The 16,561-nt window shown below is 63.5% G+C and carries 17 protein-coding genes; 11 read left to right on the top strand and 6 right to left on the bottom strand.

Annotated elements, in window-relative coordinates:
* The first annotated feature begins 66 nt into the window (after positions 1–66).
* The 5 genes from carA (at position 67) to M2337_RS13160 (ending at position 6,157) form a co-directional block, all read left to right on the top strand.
* Complete coding sequence (carA, locus tag M2337_RS13180; RefSeq protein ID WP_264570619.1) at positions 67–1,224, top strand: glutamine-hydrolyzing carbamoyl-phosphate synthase small subunit; 1,158 nt, start codon at positions 67–69, stop codon at positions 1,222–1,224.
* Positions 1,221–1,490, top strand: a complete 270-nt coding sequence (locus M2337_RS13175; protein ID WP_264570618.1) for a hypothetical protein — start codon at positions 1,221–1,223, stop codon at positions 1,488–1,490. The genes carA and M2337_RS13175 overlap by 4 nt, the downstream gene beginning before the upstream one ends.
* Positions 1,490–4,828, top strand: coding sequence for a carbamoyl-phosphate synthase large subunit (gene carB, locus M2337_RS13170; RefSeq protein ID WP_264570617.1), 3,339 nt, complete (start codon positions 1,490–1,492; stop codon positions 4,826–4,828). The genes M2337_RS13175 and carB overlap by 1 nt, the downstream gene beginning before the upstream one ends.
* A gap of 93 nt (positions 4,829–4,921) precedes the next feature.
* Positions 4,922–5,398, top strand: a complete 477-nt coding sequence (gene greA, locus M2337_RS13165; RefSeq protein ID WP_181559920.1) for a transcription elongation factor GreA — start codon at positions 4,922–4,924, stop codon at positions 5,396–5,398.
* 90 nt (positions 5,399–5,488) lie between these two features.
* A complete protein-coding gene (locus M2337_RS13160; protein WP_264570616.1) occupies positions 5,489–6,157 on the top strand; it encodes a rhomboid family intramembrane serine protease in 669 nt (222 codons plus the stop codon).
* 47 nt (positions 6,158–6,204) lie between these two features.
* Here the strand turns inward: M2337_RS13160 and M2337_RS13155 are convergent, their stop codons facing one another.
* The 5 genes from M2337_RS13155 to M2337_RS13135 all read right to left on the bottom strand — a co-directional run bounded on the left by M2337_RS13155 (position 6,205) and on the right by M2337_RS13135 (position 8,259).
* Positions 6,205–6,441 (bottom strand): DUF4170 domain-containing protein, encoded by a 237-nt coding sequence (locus M2337_RS13155; protein ID WP_264570615.1) that lies wholly within the window; start codon positions 6,439–6,441, stop codon positions 6,205–6,207.
* 104 nt (positions 6,442–6,545) lie between these two features.
* Positions 6,546–6,992 (bottom strand): hypothetical protein, encoded by a 447-nt coding sequence (locus M2337_RS13150; protein ID WP_264570614.1) that lies wholly within the window; start codon positions 6,990–6,992, stop codon positions 6,546–6,548.
* Between the two features lie 7 nt (positions 6,993–6,999).
* Complete coding sequence (locus tag M2337_RS13145; protein ID WP_264570613.1) at positions 7,000–7,341, bottom strand: hypothetical protein; 342 nt, start codon at positions 7,339–7,341, stop codon at positions 7,000–7,002.
* A complete protein-coding gene (locus M2337_RS13140) occupies positions 7,338–7,727 on the bottom strand; it encodes a phage holin family protein (RefSeq protein ID WP_264570612.1) in 390 nt (129 codons plus the stop codon). The genes M2337_RS13145 and M2337_RS13140 overlap by 4 nt, the downstream gene beginning before the upstream one ends.
* 28 nt (positions 7,728–7,755) lie before the next feature.
* Positions 7,756–8,259: a hypothetical protein gene (locus tag M2337_RS13135; protein WP_264570611.1), complete on the bottom strand. Its 504-nt coding sequence runs from the start codon at positions 8,257–8,259 to the stop codon at positions 7,756–7,758.
* Positions 8,260–8,456: 197 nt separating this feature from the next.
* Here M2337_RS13135 and eno point away from each other — a divergent pair, with 197 nt between their 5' ends.
* The 4 genes from eno to M2337_RS13115 all read left to right on the top strand — a co-directional run bounded on the left by eno (position 8,457) and on the right by M2337_RS13115 (position 12,771).
* Positions 8,457–9,731: a phosphopyruvate hydratase gene (eno, locus tag M2337_RS13130; protein ID WP_264570610.1), complete on the top strand. Its 1,275-nt coding sequence runs from the start codon at positions 8,457–8,459 to the stop codon at positions 9,729–9,731.
* A gap of 141 nt (positions 9,732–9,872) precedes the next feature.
* Complete coding sequence (locus tag M2337_RS13125) at positions 9,873–10,184, top strand: FtsB family cell division protein (protein WP_181559912.1); 312 nt, start codon at positions 9,873–9,875, stop codon at positions 10,182–10,184.
* A gap of 119 nt (positions 10,185–10,303) precedes the next feature.
* Positions 10,304–11,377, top strand: coding sequence for a pyruvate dehydrogenase (acetyl-transferring) E1 component subunit alpha (gene pdhA, locus M2337_RS13120; RefSeq protein WP_264570609.1), 1,074 nt, complete (start codon positions 10,304–10,306; stop codon positions 11,375–11,377).
* Positions 11,377–12,771 carry a pyruvate dehydrogenase complex E1 component subunit beta gene (locus tag M2337_RS13115; RefSeq protein WP_264570608.1) on the top strand — a complete coding sequence of 465 codons (1,395 nt, stop codon included), beginning with the start codon at positions 11,377–11,379 and terminating at the stop codon, positions 12,769–12,771. Before pdhA ends, M2337_RS13115 begins: the two co-directional genes overlap by 1 nt.
* A gap of 105 nt (positions 12,772–12,876) precedes the next feature.
* On the opposite strand, the gene M2337_RS13110 is transcribed toward M2337_RS13115, so the two are convergent.
* Positions 12,877–13,395, bottom strand: coding sequence for a nuclear transport factor 2 family protein (locus tag M2337_RS13110; RefSeq protein ID WP_264570607.1), 519 nt, complete (start codon positions 13,393–13,395; stop codon positions 12,877–12,879).
* A gap of 179 nt (positions 13,396–13,574) precedes the next feature.
* Between M2337_RS13110 and M2337_RS13105 the strand changes: the two genes are divergently transcribed.
* Entirely contained in the window at positions 13,575–15,008 is a 1,434-nt protein-coding gene (locus tag M2337_RS13105) for an MFS transporter (protein WP_264570606.1), read from the top strand.
* Positions 15,009–15,102: 94 nt separating this feature from the next.
* Positions 15,103–16,533: an NAD-dependent succinate-semialdehyde dehydrogenase gene (locus M2337_RS13100; protein ID WP_264570605.1), complete on the top strand. Its 1,431-nt coding sequence runs from the start codon at positions 15,103–15,105 to the stop codon at positions 16,531–16,533.
* Positions 16,534–16,561 lie beyond the last annotated feature (28 nt).

The raw sequence follows: 16,561 nt of genomic DNA, 5'->3' as shown, positions 1-16,561 counted from the left end.
AGCCGGCCGTTTAGCCGGGCGCTTGGGGCGCCTGCCAGAAAGCAAAAAGCGAAGGATCAGACAGCCATGGCGAACGCCAAATACCCGACCGTGCCCAAAGGAGCGACGGGGGTATTGGTTCTAGCCGATGGCACCGTCGTCTTCGCGCGCGGATTCGGTGCCGAGGGAGACGCGGTTGGCGAGCTGTGCTTCCACACCGCGATGACCGGCTATCAGGAAATCATGACGGACCCGAGCTTTGCCGGGCAGATCATCACCTTCACTTTCCCGCATATCGGCAATGTCGGCACCAACGCCGATGACGTCGAATGCCAGCAGCCCTGGGCGCTTGGGTGCATCGTGCGTGAAGATGTGACTGCGCCGTCCAACTTCCGCAACGTCCAGCCCTTCGATGCCTGGCTGAAGGCCAACGGCCGGATCGGTCTCGCCGGTGTCGATACGCGGGCACTGACCCGCCTGATCCGCGAGAAGGGCGCGCCCAATGCGGTGATCGCCCATAATCCGCAGGGCCAGTTCGATCTCGCGGCGCTGCATGAGAAGGCGAAGGCCTGGCCCGGGCTGGAAGGCATGGACCTCGCTATCGAGGTGACCGGCGCGCAACGCGAATGGACCGGCGGCGCCTGGCGCCTCGGCTTTGGCTATGAGGCGATGGAAGCGGGCGAGCGGCCCCATGTCGTCGCCATGGATTTTGGCGCGAAAGACAATATCTTCCGCAACCTCGTTAAGGCCGGCGCGAAGGTCACGGTGCTGCCGGCCACGGCCTCCTACGATCAGATCAAGGCGCTCAAGCCCGCTGGCGTGTTCCTCTCAAACGGCCCGGGCGATCCTGCGGCGACAGCGGACTATGCCGTGCCGGTGATCCGCAAGCTGCTCGACGAGAATGTCCCGATCTTCGGCATCTGCCTTGGTCATCAGCTGCTGGCGCTGGCCGCCGGTGCGAAGACCACCAAGATGCATCAGGGCCATCGCGGCGCCAATCACCCGGTCAAGCGGTTGGAAGACGGCGTGGTGGAAATCACCTCGATGAACCACGGCTTTGCGGTCGATACGGCCACGCTGCCGGCCAATGTCGTCGAGACCCATGTGAGCCTGTTCGATGGCTCCAACTGCGGCATCGCCTTTACGGACAAGCCGGCTTTCGCCGTGCAGTATCACCCCGAAGCCTCGCCGGGGCCGCAGGACAGCTTCTACCTGTTCCAGCGGTTCGTGGAGGGGCTGGCGTGATTGCGCTCGCGCTCCTTGCGGCGGGCGCGGCAGGCGATCAGGGCCAGTTGCAGCGTCAGCTTGATCATATGGTCGCGACCTGCCGCGCCGATCAGGTCGTCCGGCTGGTGGCTCATGGCACCGATCGGGTGAGCTTTGACATGCTGCGACGCGAGGCCCCGCCATCGGTCAGCGAGACCAATGCCCTTCAATGCGCGCTCGACAAGGTGCGATCGCGCAAGGATCTTCAAATCGGTTCCACCGGGAACGAGGCTCGGAATAAATAATGCCAAAAAGAACAGACATCTCCTCGATCCTCATCGTCGGCGCTGGCCCGATCATCATCGGCCAGGCGTGCGAGTTCGATTATTCGGGCACGCAGGCCTGCAAGGCGCTGAAGGAAGAGGGCTACCGGATCATTCTGGTCAACTCCAATCCCGCGACGATCATGACCGATCCGGAAATGGCCGATGCAACCTATATCGAGCCGATCACGCCGGAAATCGTGGCCAAGATCATCGAGAAGGAGCGCCCCGACGCGATCCTGCCGACGATGGGCGGGCAAACCGCGCTGAACACGGCGCTGGCCCTGTTCAACGATGGCACGCTGGAGAAATATGGCGTGCAGATGATCGGCGCCGATGCCGAGGCGATCGACAAGGCGGAAGACCGGCTCAAATTCCGCGACGCGATGGACAAGATCGGCCTTGAAAGCGCCCGGTCGCGCATCGCGCACACCATGGACGAAGCCATGGCCGCGCTGGAGTTCACCGGCCTGCCGGCGATCATCCGCCCCAGCTTCACCATGGGCGGCACCGGCGGCGGCGTCGCCTATAACAAAGAAGAGTTCGTGCGCATCGTGACCTCGGGTCTCGATGCGTCGCCGACCACCGAAGTGCTGATCGAGGAATCGCTGCTCGGCTGGAAGGAATATGAGATGGAAGTCGTCCGCGACCGCGCGGACAATTGCATCATCATCTGCTCGATCGAGAATGTCGATCCGATGGGCGTCCACACGGGCGACTCCATCACCGTCGCGCCGGCGCTGACGCTGACCGACAAGGAATATCAAATCATGCGCAACGCGAGCATCGCGGTGTTGCGCGAAATCGGCGTGGAAACAGGTGGTTCCAACGTACAGTTCGCAGTCAATCCCAAGGATGGGCGGCTGATCGTCATCGAGATGAACCCGCGGGTGTCGCGGTCCTCGGCGCTGGCATCCAAGGCCACTGGCTTCCCGATCGCCAAGGTCGCGGCCAAGCTGGCGGTCGGCTACACGCTGGACGAGATCACCAATGATATCACCGGTGTTACGCCGGCGAGCTTCGAGCCGACCATCGATTATGTCGTGACGAAGATCCCGCGCTTTGCCTTCGAGAAGTTCAAGGGCGCCGAGCCGCTGCTCGGAACCGCGATGAAGTCTGTCGGCGAAGTGATGGCAATTGGCCGTAATATTCACGAATCCATGCAGAAGGCCCTGCGCGGACTCGAGACAGGCCTCGCCGGTTTCAATCAGGTCGATCATCTGGTCGGGGCGCCCAAGGAGCAGATTGTCGCGGCGCTGGGTCAGCCGACGCCGGACCGGCTGCTGATCGCAGCGCAGGCGCTGCGTGAAGGGCTGAGCGTGGATGAAATCCATGCCGTCGCCAAGTTCGACCCCTGGTTCCTGCAGCGCCTTGCCGAGATCGTCGAGGCCGAGAAGGGTGTGCTGGCCAATGGCCTGCCGCGCGATGCAGAGGCCATGCGCAAGCTCAAGTCCATGGGCTTCTCGGACAAGCGTCTTGCCTGGCTGGCGCTGCAGTCGGCCAACATTCCCGGCGGCATGGACAACGCGATCAAGCGCGGCTCGGGCCTCGTCCGCGATGCCGTGGTGGCGATGACTGGCGGCGTCACCGAGAAGGAAGTGCGCGCGCTGCGGCACAAGCTTGGCGTGCGCCCGGTGTTCAAGCGGATCGACACCTGCGCGGCCGAGTTCGAGGCCAAGACGCCTTATATGTACTCGACCTATGAGGCGCCGAGCTTCGGCGAGCCGGAGGACGAGAGCCAGCCGAGCGACCGGCGGAAGGTCGTGATCCTGGGCGGCGGACCCAACCGCATCGGCCAGGGTATCGAGTTCGATTATTGCTGCTGCCACGCCTGCTTCGCGCTGGAAGATGCGGGCTATGAGACGATCATGATCAACTGCAACCCGGAGACGGTGAGCACCGATTATGACACGTCCGACCGCCTGTATTTCGAGCCGCTGACGGCGGAGGACGTGCTGGAGATCCTGCATGTCGAGAAGTCGAAGGGCGAGCTCGTCGGCGTGATCGTGCAGTTTGGCGGGCAAACCCCGCTCAAGCTGGCGCAGGCGCTGGAAGAGGCCGGCATTCCCATCCTCGGTACCTCGCCGGATGCCATCGACCTTGCCGAAGATCGCGAGCGGTTCGCGGCGTTGATCGAGAAACTGGGCCTGCTCCAGCCAGCCAACGGCATTGCGCGCAGCCGGGAAGAGGCCATCGCGGTCGCCAATCGCATCGGCTACCCGGTGCTGATGCGCCCGAGCTATGTGCTGGGTGGCCGGGCGATGGAGATCGTCGACGGCCAGGCGCAGCTCGAGGAATATATCGCCACGGCGGTGCAGGTCTCGGGCGACTCGCCGGTGCTGATCGACCAGTATCTGCGCGATGCCGTTGAGGTTGACGTCGATGCGCTGTGCGATGGTGAGGATGTCGTCGTCGCCGGCGTGCTCCAGCATATCGAGGAAGCCGGCGTCCACTCCGGTGATAGCGCTTGCTCGCTGCCGCCTTACAGCCTGCCCGATTATCTCATCGCCGAGATCGAGCGGCAGGCCGATGTGCTGGCCCGCGCGCTCTCCGTGCGGGGCCTCATGAACATCCAGTTCGCGGTCAAGGATGGGCTGGTCTACCTCATCGAGGTCAATCCGCGCGCCTCGCGCACCGTGCCGTTCGTGGCGAAGGCCATCGGCACGCCGATCGCCAAGATCGCCGCGCGGGTGATGGCCGGCGAGAAGCTCGCGAGCCTGCCGAAGATCGACCGCAATGCGATCCGCCATATTGCGGTCAAGGAAGCCGTGTTCCCGTTCAATCGCTTCCCCGGCGTCGATCCGGTCCTTTCCCCGGAGATGAAGTCGACCGGCGAGGTCATGGGCATCGACAGCGATTTCGCGACTGCTTTCGCCAAGGCGCAGATCGGCGCGGGCACGGTGCTGCCCAAGCAGGGGACGGTCTTCATCTCCGTCAAGGATAGCGACAAGAGCGTGATCCTGCCCGGGGCCCGCAAGATTGCCGATCTCGGTTTCAAGATCGTCGCAACGGGTGGAACGGCCGATTTCCTCGCAGAGAACGGCCTGCCGGTGGAGAAGGTGAACAAGGTCGCGCAGGGCCGTCCGCATATTGTGGATCGCATTGCAGATGGCGAGGTGGATCTCATCTTCAACACCACGGAAGGCTGGCAGTCGCTCAAGGACAGCAAGGCGATCCGCACGAGCGCGTTGCGCGGCAAGGTGCCGAGCTTCACGACTGCGGCGGCAAGTCTGGCTGCTGTGGACGCAATTGAGGCTTTGCGTGCGCGTCCTCTTGAAGTGAAGTCGCTGCAATCCTATTATCAGGCGTCGCACGACTGATCTTCCAGAACACAAGAAATCAGTTGCGGGCCGACCGGATCCCCGGCGGACTAGGGAGTTCGCGCATTGTTGCGCTGGAAATAGGGAGTCGAGATGGCGACCGTTGAGAAGATGCCGATGCTGCAAGTCGGTTATGACAAGCTGACCGACCAGCTCCGCGCGCTCAAGGCCGAGCGTCCCAAGATCGTCGATGCGATCGAGGAGGCACGCGCCCATGGCGATCTTTCGGAAAACGCCGAATACCACGCCGCCAAGGAGCGTCAGGGCCAGGTCGAGGCGACCATCGCCGATCTGGAAGACAAGCTCTCGCGCGCGCAGGTTATCGATCCCACCACGCTGTCGGGCGACAAGATCATCTTCGGCGCCACGGTCACCTTGCTGGACGAGGATGACAAGCCGGTGCGCTACCAGATCGTCGGTCAGGCCGAGGCGGACGCGAAGCTGGGCATGATCAGCTACAACAGCCCCCTTGGCCGCGCCCTCATCGGTCGTCAGGTCGGCGAGGATGTCGAGGTGACGGTGCCGTCCGGCGACAAGTTCTATCTGGTCAACAAGATCGAATTCATCTGATCCGCAGCCGCGCCATGATTATGTCTTTTCTGGTTGCCGCACCGGCAGCGTTCACGCTGTCGGTTCGCGCCGCAGCCGGCTGAAATCGCGATGCAGCTTCCCAAAGGTCCGGCGACCAACATTTTGGCGGCGATCATCGTCATCGTCTTCCTGCCGTTGTATCTCACCGGGGAGATGGGGCGCGCAGCGCTGATTGCCGGGTTCATTTCAGAGCGCGTCACGTTGCTCTCGTCGTCCGAAGCGCTGACCTTCAACGTGCCGTGGCTGCCGCTGTGGATCACGCCGCTCACCGCCACGCTGCTGCATGGCGGGTGGATGCATCTGGGCTTCAATGTGCTGATGCTGATCTTCTGCGGCCGCTTCGTTGAAAATCTGCTCGGTCCAGGTCGGCTCGTGGTGATCTATGTCGTCGGCGCGTATGCCGCAGCGCTCGGGCAATGGCTTTCGAGTTTCTTTTATGCGCAAGGGGAGGGCTGGGTGCCGATGATCGGCGCAAGCGGCGCGATTTCCGCCGTGCTCGGAACCTATGCGTTCATCTACAGCCAGCGCGGCGTGAAGGCGATCGGGCCTGTGCCGGCCTATATCGTCCGCATGGTCTGGCTTGGCGCAGCGTGGACCATCCTGCAATTGCTGATCGCGCTGGCCGGCGGGTTCGACAGTTTCTTCGGCGGGATCGCCGTTGGCGCCCATATCGGCGGCTTCATCGCCGGCCTGCTGCTCGCACGCCCCTTGCTGGCCCGGCGGTTTCGGGCGTCCTGACGGGCGCGTGCCAGCGCTGGTCTAGCACTGCCACCCGAGCCAATCCGTCAGTGAGCGTGATCCTCGGCATCATCCGTGCTCGGATCGAGCAGGCGATGCAGATGGACGATCACATAGCGCATTTCCGCATCGTCCACGGTCCGCTGCGCCGCGCCGCGCCAGGCCGCTTCGGCACTGGCATAGTTCGGGAAGATGCCGACGATGTCGATGGCATTCAGATCTTCAAATTCGAGTTTTTGCGGGTCTTTGACGCGACCGCCCATCACGAGGTGCATGAGGCTCAAGAAAGTGCTCCGGATTTATGCCCGGCAAGAGGCGCCTGGGCGTTGTCGATTTGCTAGCAGCCTCGGCCGGTTCTGCCAAGAATGGCGACACTGGCCTTGCGATCCTAGGCGTCCGATTTCTTGTCCGAACGCGGCTTCTTGATGCGTTTGCCGATCAGGCGGGCGGCTTCGACCGCCGCCGTTTGAAGCGCGGCCTTTTCCGTCTTTGCAAGATTGGCGAACATGGTCTGCGCAGCCTGGCGCACGCCGGAGTTGCGCACAGCGCGCTGCGCGGCGCGCCCGGCCTTGTCCGCAGCTGATCCGATGGCGAGCTTGGGAAGGAAAATGGCGATGACGGCCCCGGCTGCGGCCGCCGCGGCCACCGCCGCGATGGGATGCTCCTGAAACATACGGTTGGTTTCATTGGCCGCGCGATAGGCCTTTTCGCGCGTGTCAGCGACCACGTCCTCGCCCCGCTCGCGCACCGTGGCAAGCGTGCTCCCGACCTTGTCCTTGACCTGATCAAGCGTAGAAGCCGTTGGGCGGCCTTTCTTCGTCTTCGGGGCGGTCATCGTCTGATCAACTGTCCTCTTTCTGGCTCCACAGAGCGCGATTCAACCAGACGAGCCAAGCACCACGCATCACGTAGAGCAAGATGAATCGCACAGGGCGCCAGAAGAGAAGGCCGACCGCACCGGTCGCGCCCAGCGTCGTCAGGACGGGATGGCGACGCAGCGTTCCGCGCGCGGCCTGTTTCGCCTGCGACACCTTCTGCTGAACCGCCTCGACGGCGTCGTCCTTCAAGTGCGCCGGGCTCAACCGCTCGCGAACCCCGTCCAGTGCAGAGCGGAAGCGCTCTCTTGCGCCATCCGCGCGCTGGCGGGCCTCGGCCAGCTCGAGGGGGGAGGGCGCGCTGCTCATGGCCGGTCTGCCTTGCTGAGGGGGGAGAGGGCACGCTTGACCATCAGGCCGCAAAGTACAGCGAGCAGCAGGAGGACTCCGGCTACGATCAGAGCGGCGCCGAGCCAACCGACAGAAGGCGCGAGCGCGATCACGGCTGCCGCGACCAGCGTAACAAGCGCCAGACTGACGAACAGAAAGGCGAGGACGCCGAACAGCGCCGCGCGGCGGGCCGCCGCGGCAATCAGTGCCGCTTTAAGCTTCGCCCACGTCAATTCCGCCTCGGCGAGTTCCCGGCCCGATGCAATCAGCCGCGAAAAGCTCTCGCCAATGGTCTCCTTTTCAAGCGCGTCTTCAGGGTCCGGCGGGGTGCCCGCCGCAGTGTGCATGGTGTCGGGATCACTCATCGATCAATGCCGGCCGGTCCTTGCAGCCTTAGCTTTCACTCGATGAGCCCCGCATCATGCGCATGAGCACAAAGCCAACCACGGCCGCCGCACCGATCGCCACCGCAGGGCTTTTACGCACGAAGTTGCGCGCTTCCTCGGTCAGCTGGTCGATATCCTTGGCATCCAGCGAGTCCGCCGCGCCAGCGACGGTTTCCGCAGCCTTGCGGGCATAATCGCCATATTGCGGGCCGAGCTTGGAATCGACGGTCTCGGCGGTCTCGGCGATCAGCTTCGAGAGGCCATGGAGGGCATCGCCCGTCGTGTTCTTGGCCGTCGTGGCGGCACCGCGTGCGGTGGCCTTAGCCTGCTCGGCAAATTCGCCGGCCTGCTCGCGCCAGTCGGTGCTCGATCCGGTCTCCGCGCCCCGCGCCTCTGCTGCCGTGGACAGCGCAGCCGACTTCGCGCTCGTGGCATCCGATGCAGCCTTGCGCGCCGACGTCGCCTTCGACGTGCTCTTGCGGGTCGTTCCAGTGCTATTGGTCTCGGCCATGGCGGGTTCCTCTTGTGATACAGAACAGGCTTGCCTGTTATAGCAAGGCTCGCCCTCTTTAACAGACCTGCGGCGGCAAATGTTCCCGCCATTGCACAGAAACAGCAAGATAAGCCGAGCCGCCCGCCATTGCCATGAGGGAGTGCGCTCGCTAATCCGCGCCGATAATTTGCCAGACGGAAGGGGAAGGCACAGCCATGACCGCAATTCTCGACATTCACGCCCGCCAGATCCTGGACAGCCGCGGCAACCCGACGGTGGAAGTCGACGTGTTGCTAGAAGACGGCAGCTTCGGCCGCGCCGCCGTTCCCTCGGGCGCGTCCACTGGCGCTTATGAGGCGGTCGAGAAGCGCGATGGCGACAAGTCCGTCTATCTCGGCAAGGGCGTTCTCCAGGCCGTCGATGCGGTCAATGGCGAGATAGCCGAAGCGATCACCGGCATGGATGCCGAGGATCAGGGCGATGTCGATGCCGCGATGATCGAGCTGGATGGCACGGAGAACAAGGCGCGGCTCGGCGCCAACGCCATTCTCGGCGTAAGCCTCGCGACGGCCAAGGCGGCCGCCGATGCGCGCGGCCTGCCGCTGTATCGCTATGTCGGCGGCGTCTCTGCCCATGTGCTGCCGGTGCCGATGATGAACATCATCAATGGCGGCGAACATGCCGACAATCCGATCGACTTCCAGGAGTTCATGATCATGCCGGTGGGCGCGGAGAGCATCGCCCATGCCGTGCAGATCGGCTCGGAAATCTTCCACACGCTCAAGAAGGGTCTGCACGACAAGGGTCTTGCGACCGGCGTGGGCGACGAGGGTGGGTTTGCGCCCAACATCGCTTCAACGGTCGAAGCGCTCGACTTCATCATGCAGAGCATCGAGAAGGCCGGGTACAAGCCGGGCGAGAATGTCGTGCTGGCGCTCGATTGCGCAGCGACCGAGTTTTTCAAGAATGGCAGCTATGTGATCTCCGGCGAGGGCAAGACGCTCTCCCCGGCTGAAATGGCCGACTATCTCGCCGATCTCGTCGCGCGCTATCCGATCAAGTCGATCGAGGACGGCATGAGCGAGGACGATTTCGAGGGCTGGAAGATCCTAACCGACAAGATCGGCGACAAGTGCCAGCTGGTGGGCGACGATCTTTTCGTCACCAACCCCAAGCGCCTCGCCATGGGCATCGAGAAGGGGCTGGCCAACTCCATGCTGGTCAAGGTCAACCAGATCGGCTCGCTGACCGAGACGCTGGCTGCCGTCGATATGGCGCACCGGGCGCGCTACACCAATGTGATGTCGCACCGCTCGGGGGAGACCGAGGACGCGACCATTGCCGATCTGGCGGTGGCGACCAATTGCGGTCAGATCAAGACGGGCTCGCTGGCGCGCTCTGACCGGCTCGCCAAGTACAACCAGCTCATCCGCATCGAGGAAGAGCTGGGCGACCGCGCTTATTATGCGGGAACGTCGATTTTCCGCTGAGGCGTTTTAACGGTCCGGGTGGAGGCGAACGATCCGTTGCGCATCCCCCGGGTCGACGGCTTGTCTACAAAGTTAATGCAATTTGTCGCATTCGTTCATTTTGGGCTTGCATTGCGACGGTCGGCGTGATTCCAAGGGCCCATGGCGCATCTGGCAAAATTGAGGTTTCTTCTTGGTTCGGCGTTCACGCCGGCCATTGCCATTTTCCTGCTCCTGCTCTTCATCGGCTATGCCATCATTGGCCCGAACGGCATTCTCGCCTGGTCCGATTACAGCCGGCAGCTCAAGCAGCGGCAGGCCGAGTTGTCGGCGCTGCACAAGCAGAAGGCCGCGCTGGAGAATCGGGTGAAGCTGCTCGATCCGCGCCATGCTGATCCGGATATGGTCGACGAGCTGGTCCGCAAGCAGCTCGGCGTCACGCACCCCGATGAAGTCGTCGTTCCAATGAAATGAACATGGGTGCGGTCGACTAACCAGATTTCGCCACCCATTTAACCTATCTGGACATTGCGCTCCTGCCGGTGCCGTGCCTATAGCTGGCTGTAACAGCCACGCGAGAAGGACCTGAAACATTGGCGAAGCCAGCTTCCAGACGCGCGCAAAATGCCCCTGCATCCACTGCCACGGCGCCGTCTGCGGACCATAACCGGGAGCGCCCCGGTGAGCCCAATCCCTATGACGCGAGCCAGGAAGAGCTGCTCGAATTCTACCGTCAGATGCTGCTCATCCGCCGCTTCGAGGAGCGGGCCGGGCAGCTTTACGGTCTCGGCCTGATTGGCGGCTTCTGCCACCTCTATATCGGTCAGGAAGCGGTTGCGGTCGGCATCCAGTCGGCGCTGACGCCCGGCAAGGACAGCGTGATCACCGGTTATCGCGATCATGGCCACATGCTCGCTTACGGCATCGACCCCAAGATCATCATGGCCGAGCTGACGGGCCGCGAAGCCGGCATTTCGCGCGGCAAGGGCGGCTCGATGCATATGTTCAGCGTCGAGCACAAGTTCTTCGGCGGCCATGGCATCGTCGGCGCGCAGGTCAGCCTCGGCACCGGTCTGGCGTTCGGTCACAAATATAACGAGGATGGCGGCGTGTGCGTCGCGTACTTCGGCGACGGCGCGGCCAATCAGGGCCAGGTCTATGAGAGCTTCAACATGGCCGAGCTGTGGAAGCTCCCGATCATCTATGTGATCGAGAACAACCAATATGCCATGGGCACCTCCGTGGCGCGCTCCTCGGCCGAGGATCAGCTCTATCGTCGCGGCGAGAGCTTCCGCATTCCGGGCATCCAGGTCGATGGCATGGACGTGCTGGCCGTGCGCGGCGCGACCGAGGCGGCGCTGGAATATGTCCGCTCCGGCAAGGGGCCGATCCTGCTGGAAATGAAGACCTATCGCTATCGCGGTCACTCGATGTCCGATCCGGCGAAATATCGCTCGCGCGACGAAGTGCAGCACATGCGCGACACGTCCGATCCGATCGAGGGCCTCAAGAAGATTCTCGCCGATGCCGGCGTGAAGGAAGAGGATTTGAAGGCCATCGATACGAAGATCCGCAAGGATGTGAGCGAGGCGGCGGACTTCGCGGAAACCTCGCCCGAGCCTGAAATGGCCGAACTTTATACCGATGTGCTGGTGGAGCAGTATTGATGGGTCTCGAGATCAAGATGCCGGCCCTCTCGCCGACGATGGAAGAGGGGACGCTGGCCAAGTGGCTCGTCAAGGAAGGCGATGAGGTCAAGGCCGGCGACATCATGGCCGAGATCGAGACCGACAAGGCGACGATGGAATTCGAGGCTGTCGATGAAGGCACCATCGAGAAAATCTTGATCGCCGAGGGCACCGACAATGTGAAGGTCGGCACCGTGATCGCGATGCTCTCCGGCGAAGGCGAAGAAGCGCCCGCACCGGCTGCGCAAGCCCCCAAGGCCGAAGCGCAAGCTGCGCCCAAGGCTGCCGACGAGGCCGAGGCCCCCAAGAAGGCCGAGAGCGGCACCGCCAATCTCTCGGGCAGCAAGGCGAGCGCTGTGACGGATCCGGCGATCCCCGAAGGCACGCAGATGGTCAAGACGACCGTCCGCGAGGCGCTGCGCGATGCCATGGCCGAGGAAATGCGGCGCGATCCGCGCGTGTTCCTGATGGGCGAGGAAGTCGCCGAATATCAGGGCGCCTACAAGGTCACCCAAGGCCTGCTCGACGAGTTCGGCCCCAAGCGCGTGATCGACACGCCGATCACCGAGCATGGCTTTGCCGGCATCGGTGCCGGCGCTGCGATGGGCGGTCTCAAGCCAATTGTCGAGTTCATGACCTTCAACTTCGCCATGCAGGCGATGGACCAGATCATCAACTCGGCCGCCAAGACCAATTACATGTCCGGCGGCCAGATGCGTTGCCCGATCGTGTTCCGCGGCCCCAATGGGGCGGCGAGCCGGGTTGGCGCGCAGCACAGCCAGAATTACGGCCCCTGGTATGCCGCCGTGCCGGGCCTGATCGTGATCGCGCCCTATGACAGCTCGGATGCCAAGGGCCTGCTCAAGGCGGCGATCCGCAGTGAAGACCCGGTCGTGTTCCTCGAGAACGAGCTGGTCTACGGGCGCAGCTTCGAGGTCCCGCAGCTTGACGATCATGTTTTGCCGATCGGCAAGGCACGCATCGTCCGCCCCGGCAAGGATGTGACGCTGGTGAGCTATTCCATCGGCGTCGGCGTTGCGCTGGAGGCAGCGGAAACGCTCGCCGCCGATGGCATCGATGCCGAGGTGATCGACCTGCGCACGCTGCGTCCGCTCGACACGGCGACGGTGCTGGAAAGCCTCAAGAAGACCAACCGCCTCGTGGTGGTCGAAGAGGGCTGGCCGGTCTGCTCCATCGCCAGTGAGATTGCGGCGGTCTGCATGGAGCAGGGCTTCGACGATCTGGATGCGCCGGTTCTGCGCGTGACCAATGAGGATGTGCCGCTGCCTTATGCGGCCAATCTCGAAAAGGCGGCGCTGATCGATGCGGCGCGGGTCGTGAAGGCTGCCCGCAAGGTCTGCTATCGGGACTGAGATAGGGCGGGGCGCCTAGTACGGGCGCCCCGTTTCACTAAGCTAATTCAGCGCTTGGCTGCCCTGGGCTCCTGCCTTCGCAGGAGCACAAGCGTCATGACACGTTTATGGCAGCCGCGCCGCCCGTCCCGGATTTTCGGCGCCGGCGCGACGGCTCGGTAATTGTTCGTTGAAAATCTTGCGGCTGACGAACTTCCAGGCGCCATCCACCTTCCGCATCCTGTCCTCATAATGGCCGTAGCTGCCGATATGCGGTGTATGTCCCGTGCCGTTATTGGCTACCTCGAACCAGTAGATCACGCCCTTGGCCGTATCGCCATGCACATAGATGGCCTGATTGGTGATGAAGTGGCGCAGCGTGACAGGCTGGCCTGAGCCGTCGTCGCCATAATATTGCTTGATGGCTTCCTTGTAGACCCCGATTTCCTTGTAGATTTCCTCCGGCCCGACGGCGGTGCCGCCTGCCCATTCCAGCACGCCTTCGGGCGCGAACAGGGCGGCGTAGCTTTCGGCATCGCCCCAATCGAGCGCCATGAGATACTCGGCTTCAAGCTGCATGATCGCGGCGCGATCGGCGGCATAATCCTCCTGCGCCGCTGTAGGGCGCCCGGTTTCGTTCGGCATAATGATGTCCTCTCCTCTGCCTGTGCCATGGCGCAGGCTCGCAAGAGGTTAGACGAGGGGCTTCGCCTGTGCAATTAAAGCTGGACAGAATCAATCTCAGCGGTTGAAACTGGCAGGATAACGAGCCGCAGGAAATGAAACCGGTGCGGCGCCAGGGCGAGCAGAGAGGAATTCACGACATGGCAATGGCACCTCAGGCGGCACACTCCGTGCCGGGCGACGATGCTGGGGCCGCGTCGCAGCAATGGCCCTCCAGCCCGCGCGCCTATTTCGCGCTGACTGTCATCATCATCGCCACCTTCCTGAGCTTTTTCGATGCCACCGTGTTCGGAATGCTGGCGGAGCGGATCAAGGTCGATTTCGGCCTGTCCGATACGCAACTTGGCATATTGGGCGGCCCGGCGAGCATCATCTTCTACGTGTTCGTCGGCATTCCGCTGGCCCGGCTCGTGGATATCTATCCGCGCAAGATGATCCTCGCGATCAGCGCGGCGGTGACGGGCGGTGTCACCATGCTGAGCGGTCTGGCGCAGGGCTTCGGCCAGTTCATCGCGGCGCGGATGCTGCTGGGCGCGGGCGGATCGGCCCATGGCCCCGGCTCCTATTCTCTCATCGTCGACATGTTCCGGCCGAAGAAAATCCCGATTGCCTTCGCGCTGCTGCAGTTCGGCTTCATCGGCGGCACCACGCTTGGCGTGCTGTTCGGCGGGATGATGATCGGCGCGGTATCGCATTGGGATACCAGCTATGTGTGGGGCCTGCGCATCTTCAACTGGCAGTGGATCTTGATCGGCCTCGGCCTGCTGTCCTTCCCGGCGGCGCTGCTGTTCCTGTTGGTGAAGGAGCCGGCGCGCCGTGCCGCGGTCGCCGACCCGATCGCAGTGCCGCAGAAAGCCAGCTTCGGCCGCAAGATCGCCACGTTCATGGGCTTTGACGCCATTCGCGGCATTCAGGCGAAGGGCATGGTCTATTACCCGTTGTTCATCGCGCTGGCGCTCAGCGCGACGGAAAGCCAGGGCATCGGTTTCTGGCGCGTTCCCTTCCTCGTGCGGACCTATGGCATGGACGAGGCGCAGATCGGCGCTGTGCTCGCGCCCATGCTGCTGGTCGCGCAGCTCGCCGGCCTCGTGCTCGGTGGCCTGATGGTCTCGTGGTTCGGCCGCAAGTATAAGGATGCGAACGTTCGCACGGCGGCGATCTGCTTCACCGCAGTCACCATCTGCACGCTAGCCGCGCCGCTGATGCCGACCGGGCACCTCGCCATGGGCGCAATGGCCGTAGCGACGCTCTTCGGCCTCGCGGGCGCACCGGCGCAGAACGCCGCCGTGCAGCGGGTCGCGCCGCAGGCCATGCGCGGACAGGTGACGGCGCTGTATCTGTTCATGTTCACCTTTTTCGGCGCGATGGGCAGCCTCGTGATCGGCGTCGTGGCGCAATATGTCGTGCGGGATGAAGCGCGGCTCTGGCAGGCGATCTTCATCACCGCGCTCGTACTGCTTCCGCTCGCCACGATCAGCATGTGGCGCGCGTGCAAGCCCTATCGTGAGGAAATCGAGCGCCTGGAGGCAGCAGAAGCTGCGGCTGTGAACAAAGCAATGCCTGCGGGGAGTTGACGACTCATCATTGAGTTCTCACAGGGGATATTGCGCGACGCCGGGCTTTGGTCCGGCGTCACTCTGTTTCGCTGAGAGTCCCGAGAGGATGGCTATGACCAATTATCCTGCCCTGCACATGATCATCGAAGGCGAGGCCGTGACCGGCGGTGATCGCCGAACGCAGACCATCGTCAATCCTGCGACAGGCGAGACCCTTGGCGAGCTGCCGCTGGCCACCACCGCGGATCTCGACCGCGCGCTGGAAACCGCGCAGCGCGGGTTCAATCGCTGGCGCAACTCCACGGCGCAGGAGCGTGCTGCCGTGCTCTCCGGCGCAGCGCGTCTGCTCATGGAGCGGCAGGAGACGCTGGCTCGCATCGCCACGATGGAGCAGGGCAAGACCCTGCCTGAATCCCGCATCGAAGTGATGATGGTCGCCGGCCTGTTCAATTTCTACGCGGGTGAGGTTTCGCGCCTCTATGGCCGCGCGCTGGTTCGCCCGGCCGGCATGCGCTCGACGGTGACTTATGAGCCGGTCGGCCCGGTTGCGGCCTTCTCGCCCTGGAACTTCCCGCTCGGCAATCCTGGCCGCAAGCTGGGCGCGCCGATTGCGGCGGGCTGCTCGGTGATCATGAAGTCTGCCGAAGAGACCCCGGCGTCCGCGCTCGGCGTGCTGCAGTGCCTGCTCGATGCTGGCCTGCCCAAGGACGTCGCGCAGGCCGTGTTCGGCGTGCCCGATGAGGTGTCGCGCCACCTGCTCGCTTCGCCGATCATCCGCAAGCTCAGCTTCACCGGCTCGACCGTGATCGGCAAGCACCTCGCCAAGCTGGCTGCCGAAGACCTGAAGCGCACCACGATGGAACTGGGCGGTCACGGCCCGGTGCTGGTGTTCGATGATGTCGACGTGGATCGCGTGCTGGATGTCATGGTCGGTCACAAATATCGCAACGCCGGCCAGGTCTGCGTCTCGCCGACCCGCTTCATCGTGCAGGAAAATGTCTACGAGCGGTTCCGTGACGGGTTCGCGAGCCGTGCCAAGGCGCTCAAGGTCGGCAACGGCCTTGAGGATGGCATCCAAATGGGCCCGATGGCCAATGAGCGTCGCCCGGATGCCATGGAGCGCCTTATCGGTGGCGCGGTCAGCAGCGGCGCAAAGCTCAATGCGGGTGGCGAGCGCATCGGCAATCAGGGCTTCTTCTATGCCCCGTCCGTGCTCAGCGAGATTCCGCTCGATGCCGAGATCATGAACGAGGAGCCGTTCGGCCCGGTCGCGCTCATCAATCCGTTCGGCAAGGTGGACGATATGATCGCGGAAGCCAATCGCCTGCCTTATGGCCTGGCCGCCTATAGCTGGACGGACGACGTCAAGCTGCAGCGCCGCGTGGCGCGGGAGGTCGAGACCGGCATGCTCGGCGTCAACAGCGTTGCCATCGGCGGTGCGGACTCGCCGTTCGGCGGCGTCAAGTGGTCGGGCCACGGCCATGAGGATGGCCCCGAGGGCCTCCACGCCTGCCTCGTGACCAAGGTCGTCCACGAAGGCTGATCCAGAATACAAGCCCCGGTGCCCGTGC

Origin of the sequence: Sphingobium sp. B2D3A (assembly GCF_025961795.1) — a bacterium.
Taxonomy (GTDB): Bacteria; Pseudomonadota; Alphaproteobacteria; order Sphingomonadales; family Sphingomonadaceae; genus Sphingobium.
This window is presented reverse-complemented; position numbering and strand designations above follow the sequence as displayed.

Coding starts and splice junctions, on each gene's coding strand:
- carA (WP_264570619.1), top strand. CDS start 67: ATGGCGAACGCCAAATACCCGACCGTGCCCAAAGGAGCGACGGGGGTA.
- carB (WP_264570617.1), top strand. CDS start 1,490: ATGCCAAAAAGAACAGACATCTCCTCGATCCTCATCGTCGGCGCTGGC.
- greA (WP_181559920.1), top strand. CDS start 4,922: ATGGCGACCGTTGAGAAGATGCCGATGCTGCAAGTCGGTTATGACAAG.
- M2337_RS13160 (WP_264570616.1), top strand. CDS start 5,489: ATGCAGCTTCCCAAAGGTCCGGCGACCAACATTTTGGCGGCGATCATC.
- M2337_RS13150 (WP_264570614.1), bottom strand. CDS start 6,992: ATGACCGCCCCGAAGACGAAGAAAGGCCGCCCAACGGCTTCTACGCTT.
- M2337_RS13145 (WP_264570613.1), bottom strand. CDS start 7,341: ATGAGCAGCGCGCCCTCCCCCCTCGAGCTGGCCGAGGCCCGCCAGCGC.
- M2337_RS13140 (WP_264570612.1), bottom strand. CDS start 7,727: ATGAGTGATCCCGACACCATGCACACTGCGGCGGGCACCCCGCCGGAC.
- M2337_RS13135 (WP_264570611.1), bottom strand. CDS start 8,259: ATGGCCGAGACCAATAGCACTGGAACGACCCGCAAGAGCACGTCGAAG.
- eno (WP_264570610.1), top strand. CDS start 8,457: ATGACCGCAATTCTCGACATTCACGCCCGCCAGATCCTGGACAGCCGC.
- M2337_RS13125 (WP_181559912.1), top strand. CDS start 9,873: ATGGCGCATCTGGCAAAATTGAGGTTTCTTCTTGGTTCGGCGTTCACG.
- M2337_RS13115 (WP_264570608.1), top strand. CDS start 11,377: ATGGGTCTCGAGATCAAGATGCCGGCCCTCTCGCCGACGATGGAAGAG.
- M2337_RS13110 (WP_264570607.1), bottom strand. CDS start 13,395: ATGCCGAACGAAACCGGGCGCCCTACAGCGGCGCAGGAGGATTATGCC.
- M2337_RS13105 (WP_264570606.1), top strand. CDS start 13,575: ATGGCAATGGCACCTCAGGCGGCACACTCCGTGCCGGGCGACGATGCT.
- M2337_RS13100 (WP_264570605.1), top strand. CDS start 15,103: ATGACCAATTATCCTGCCCTGCACATGATCATCGAAGGCGAGGCCGTG.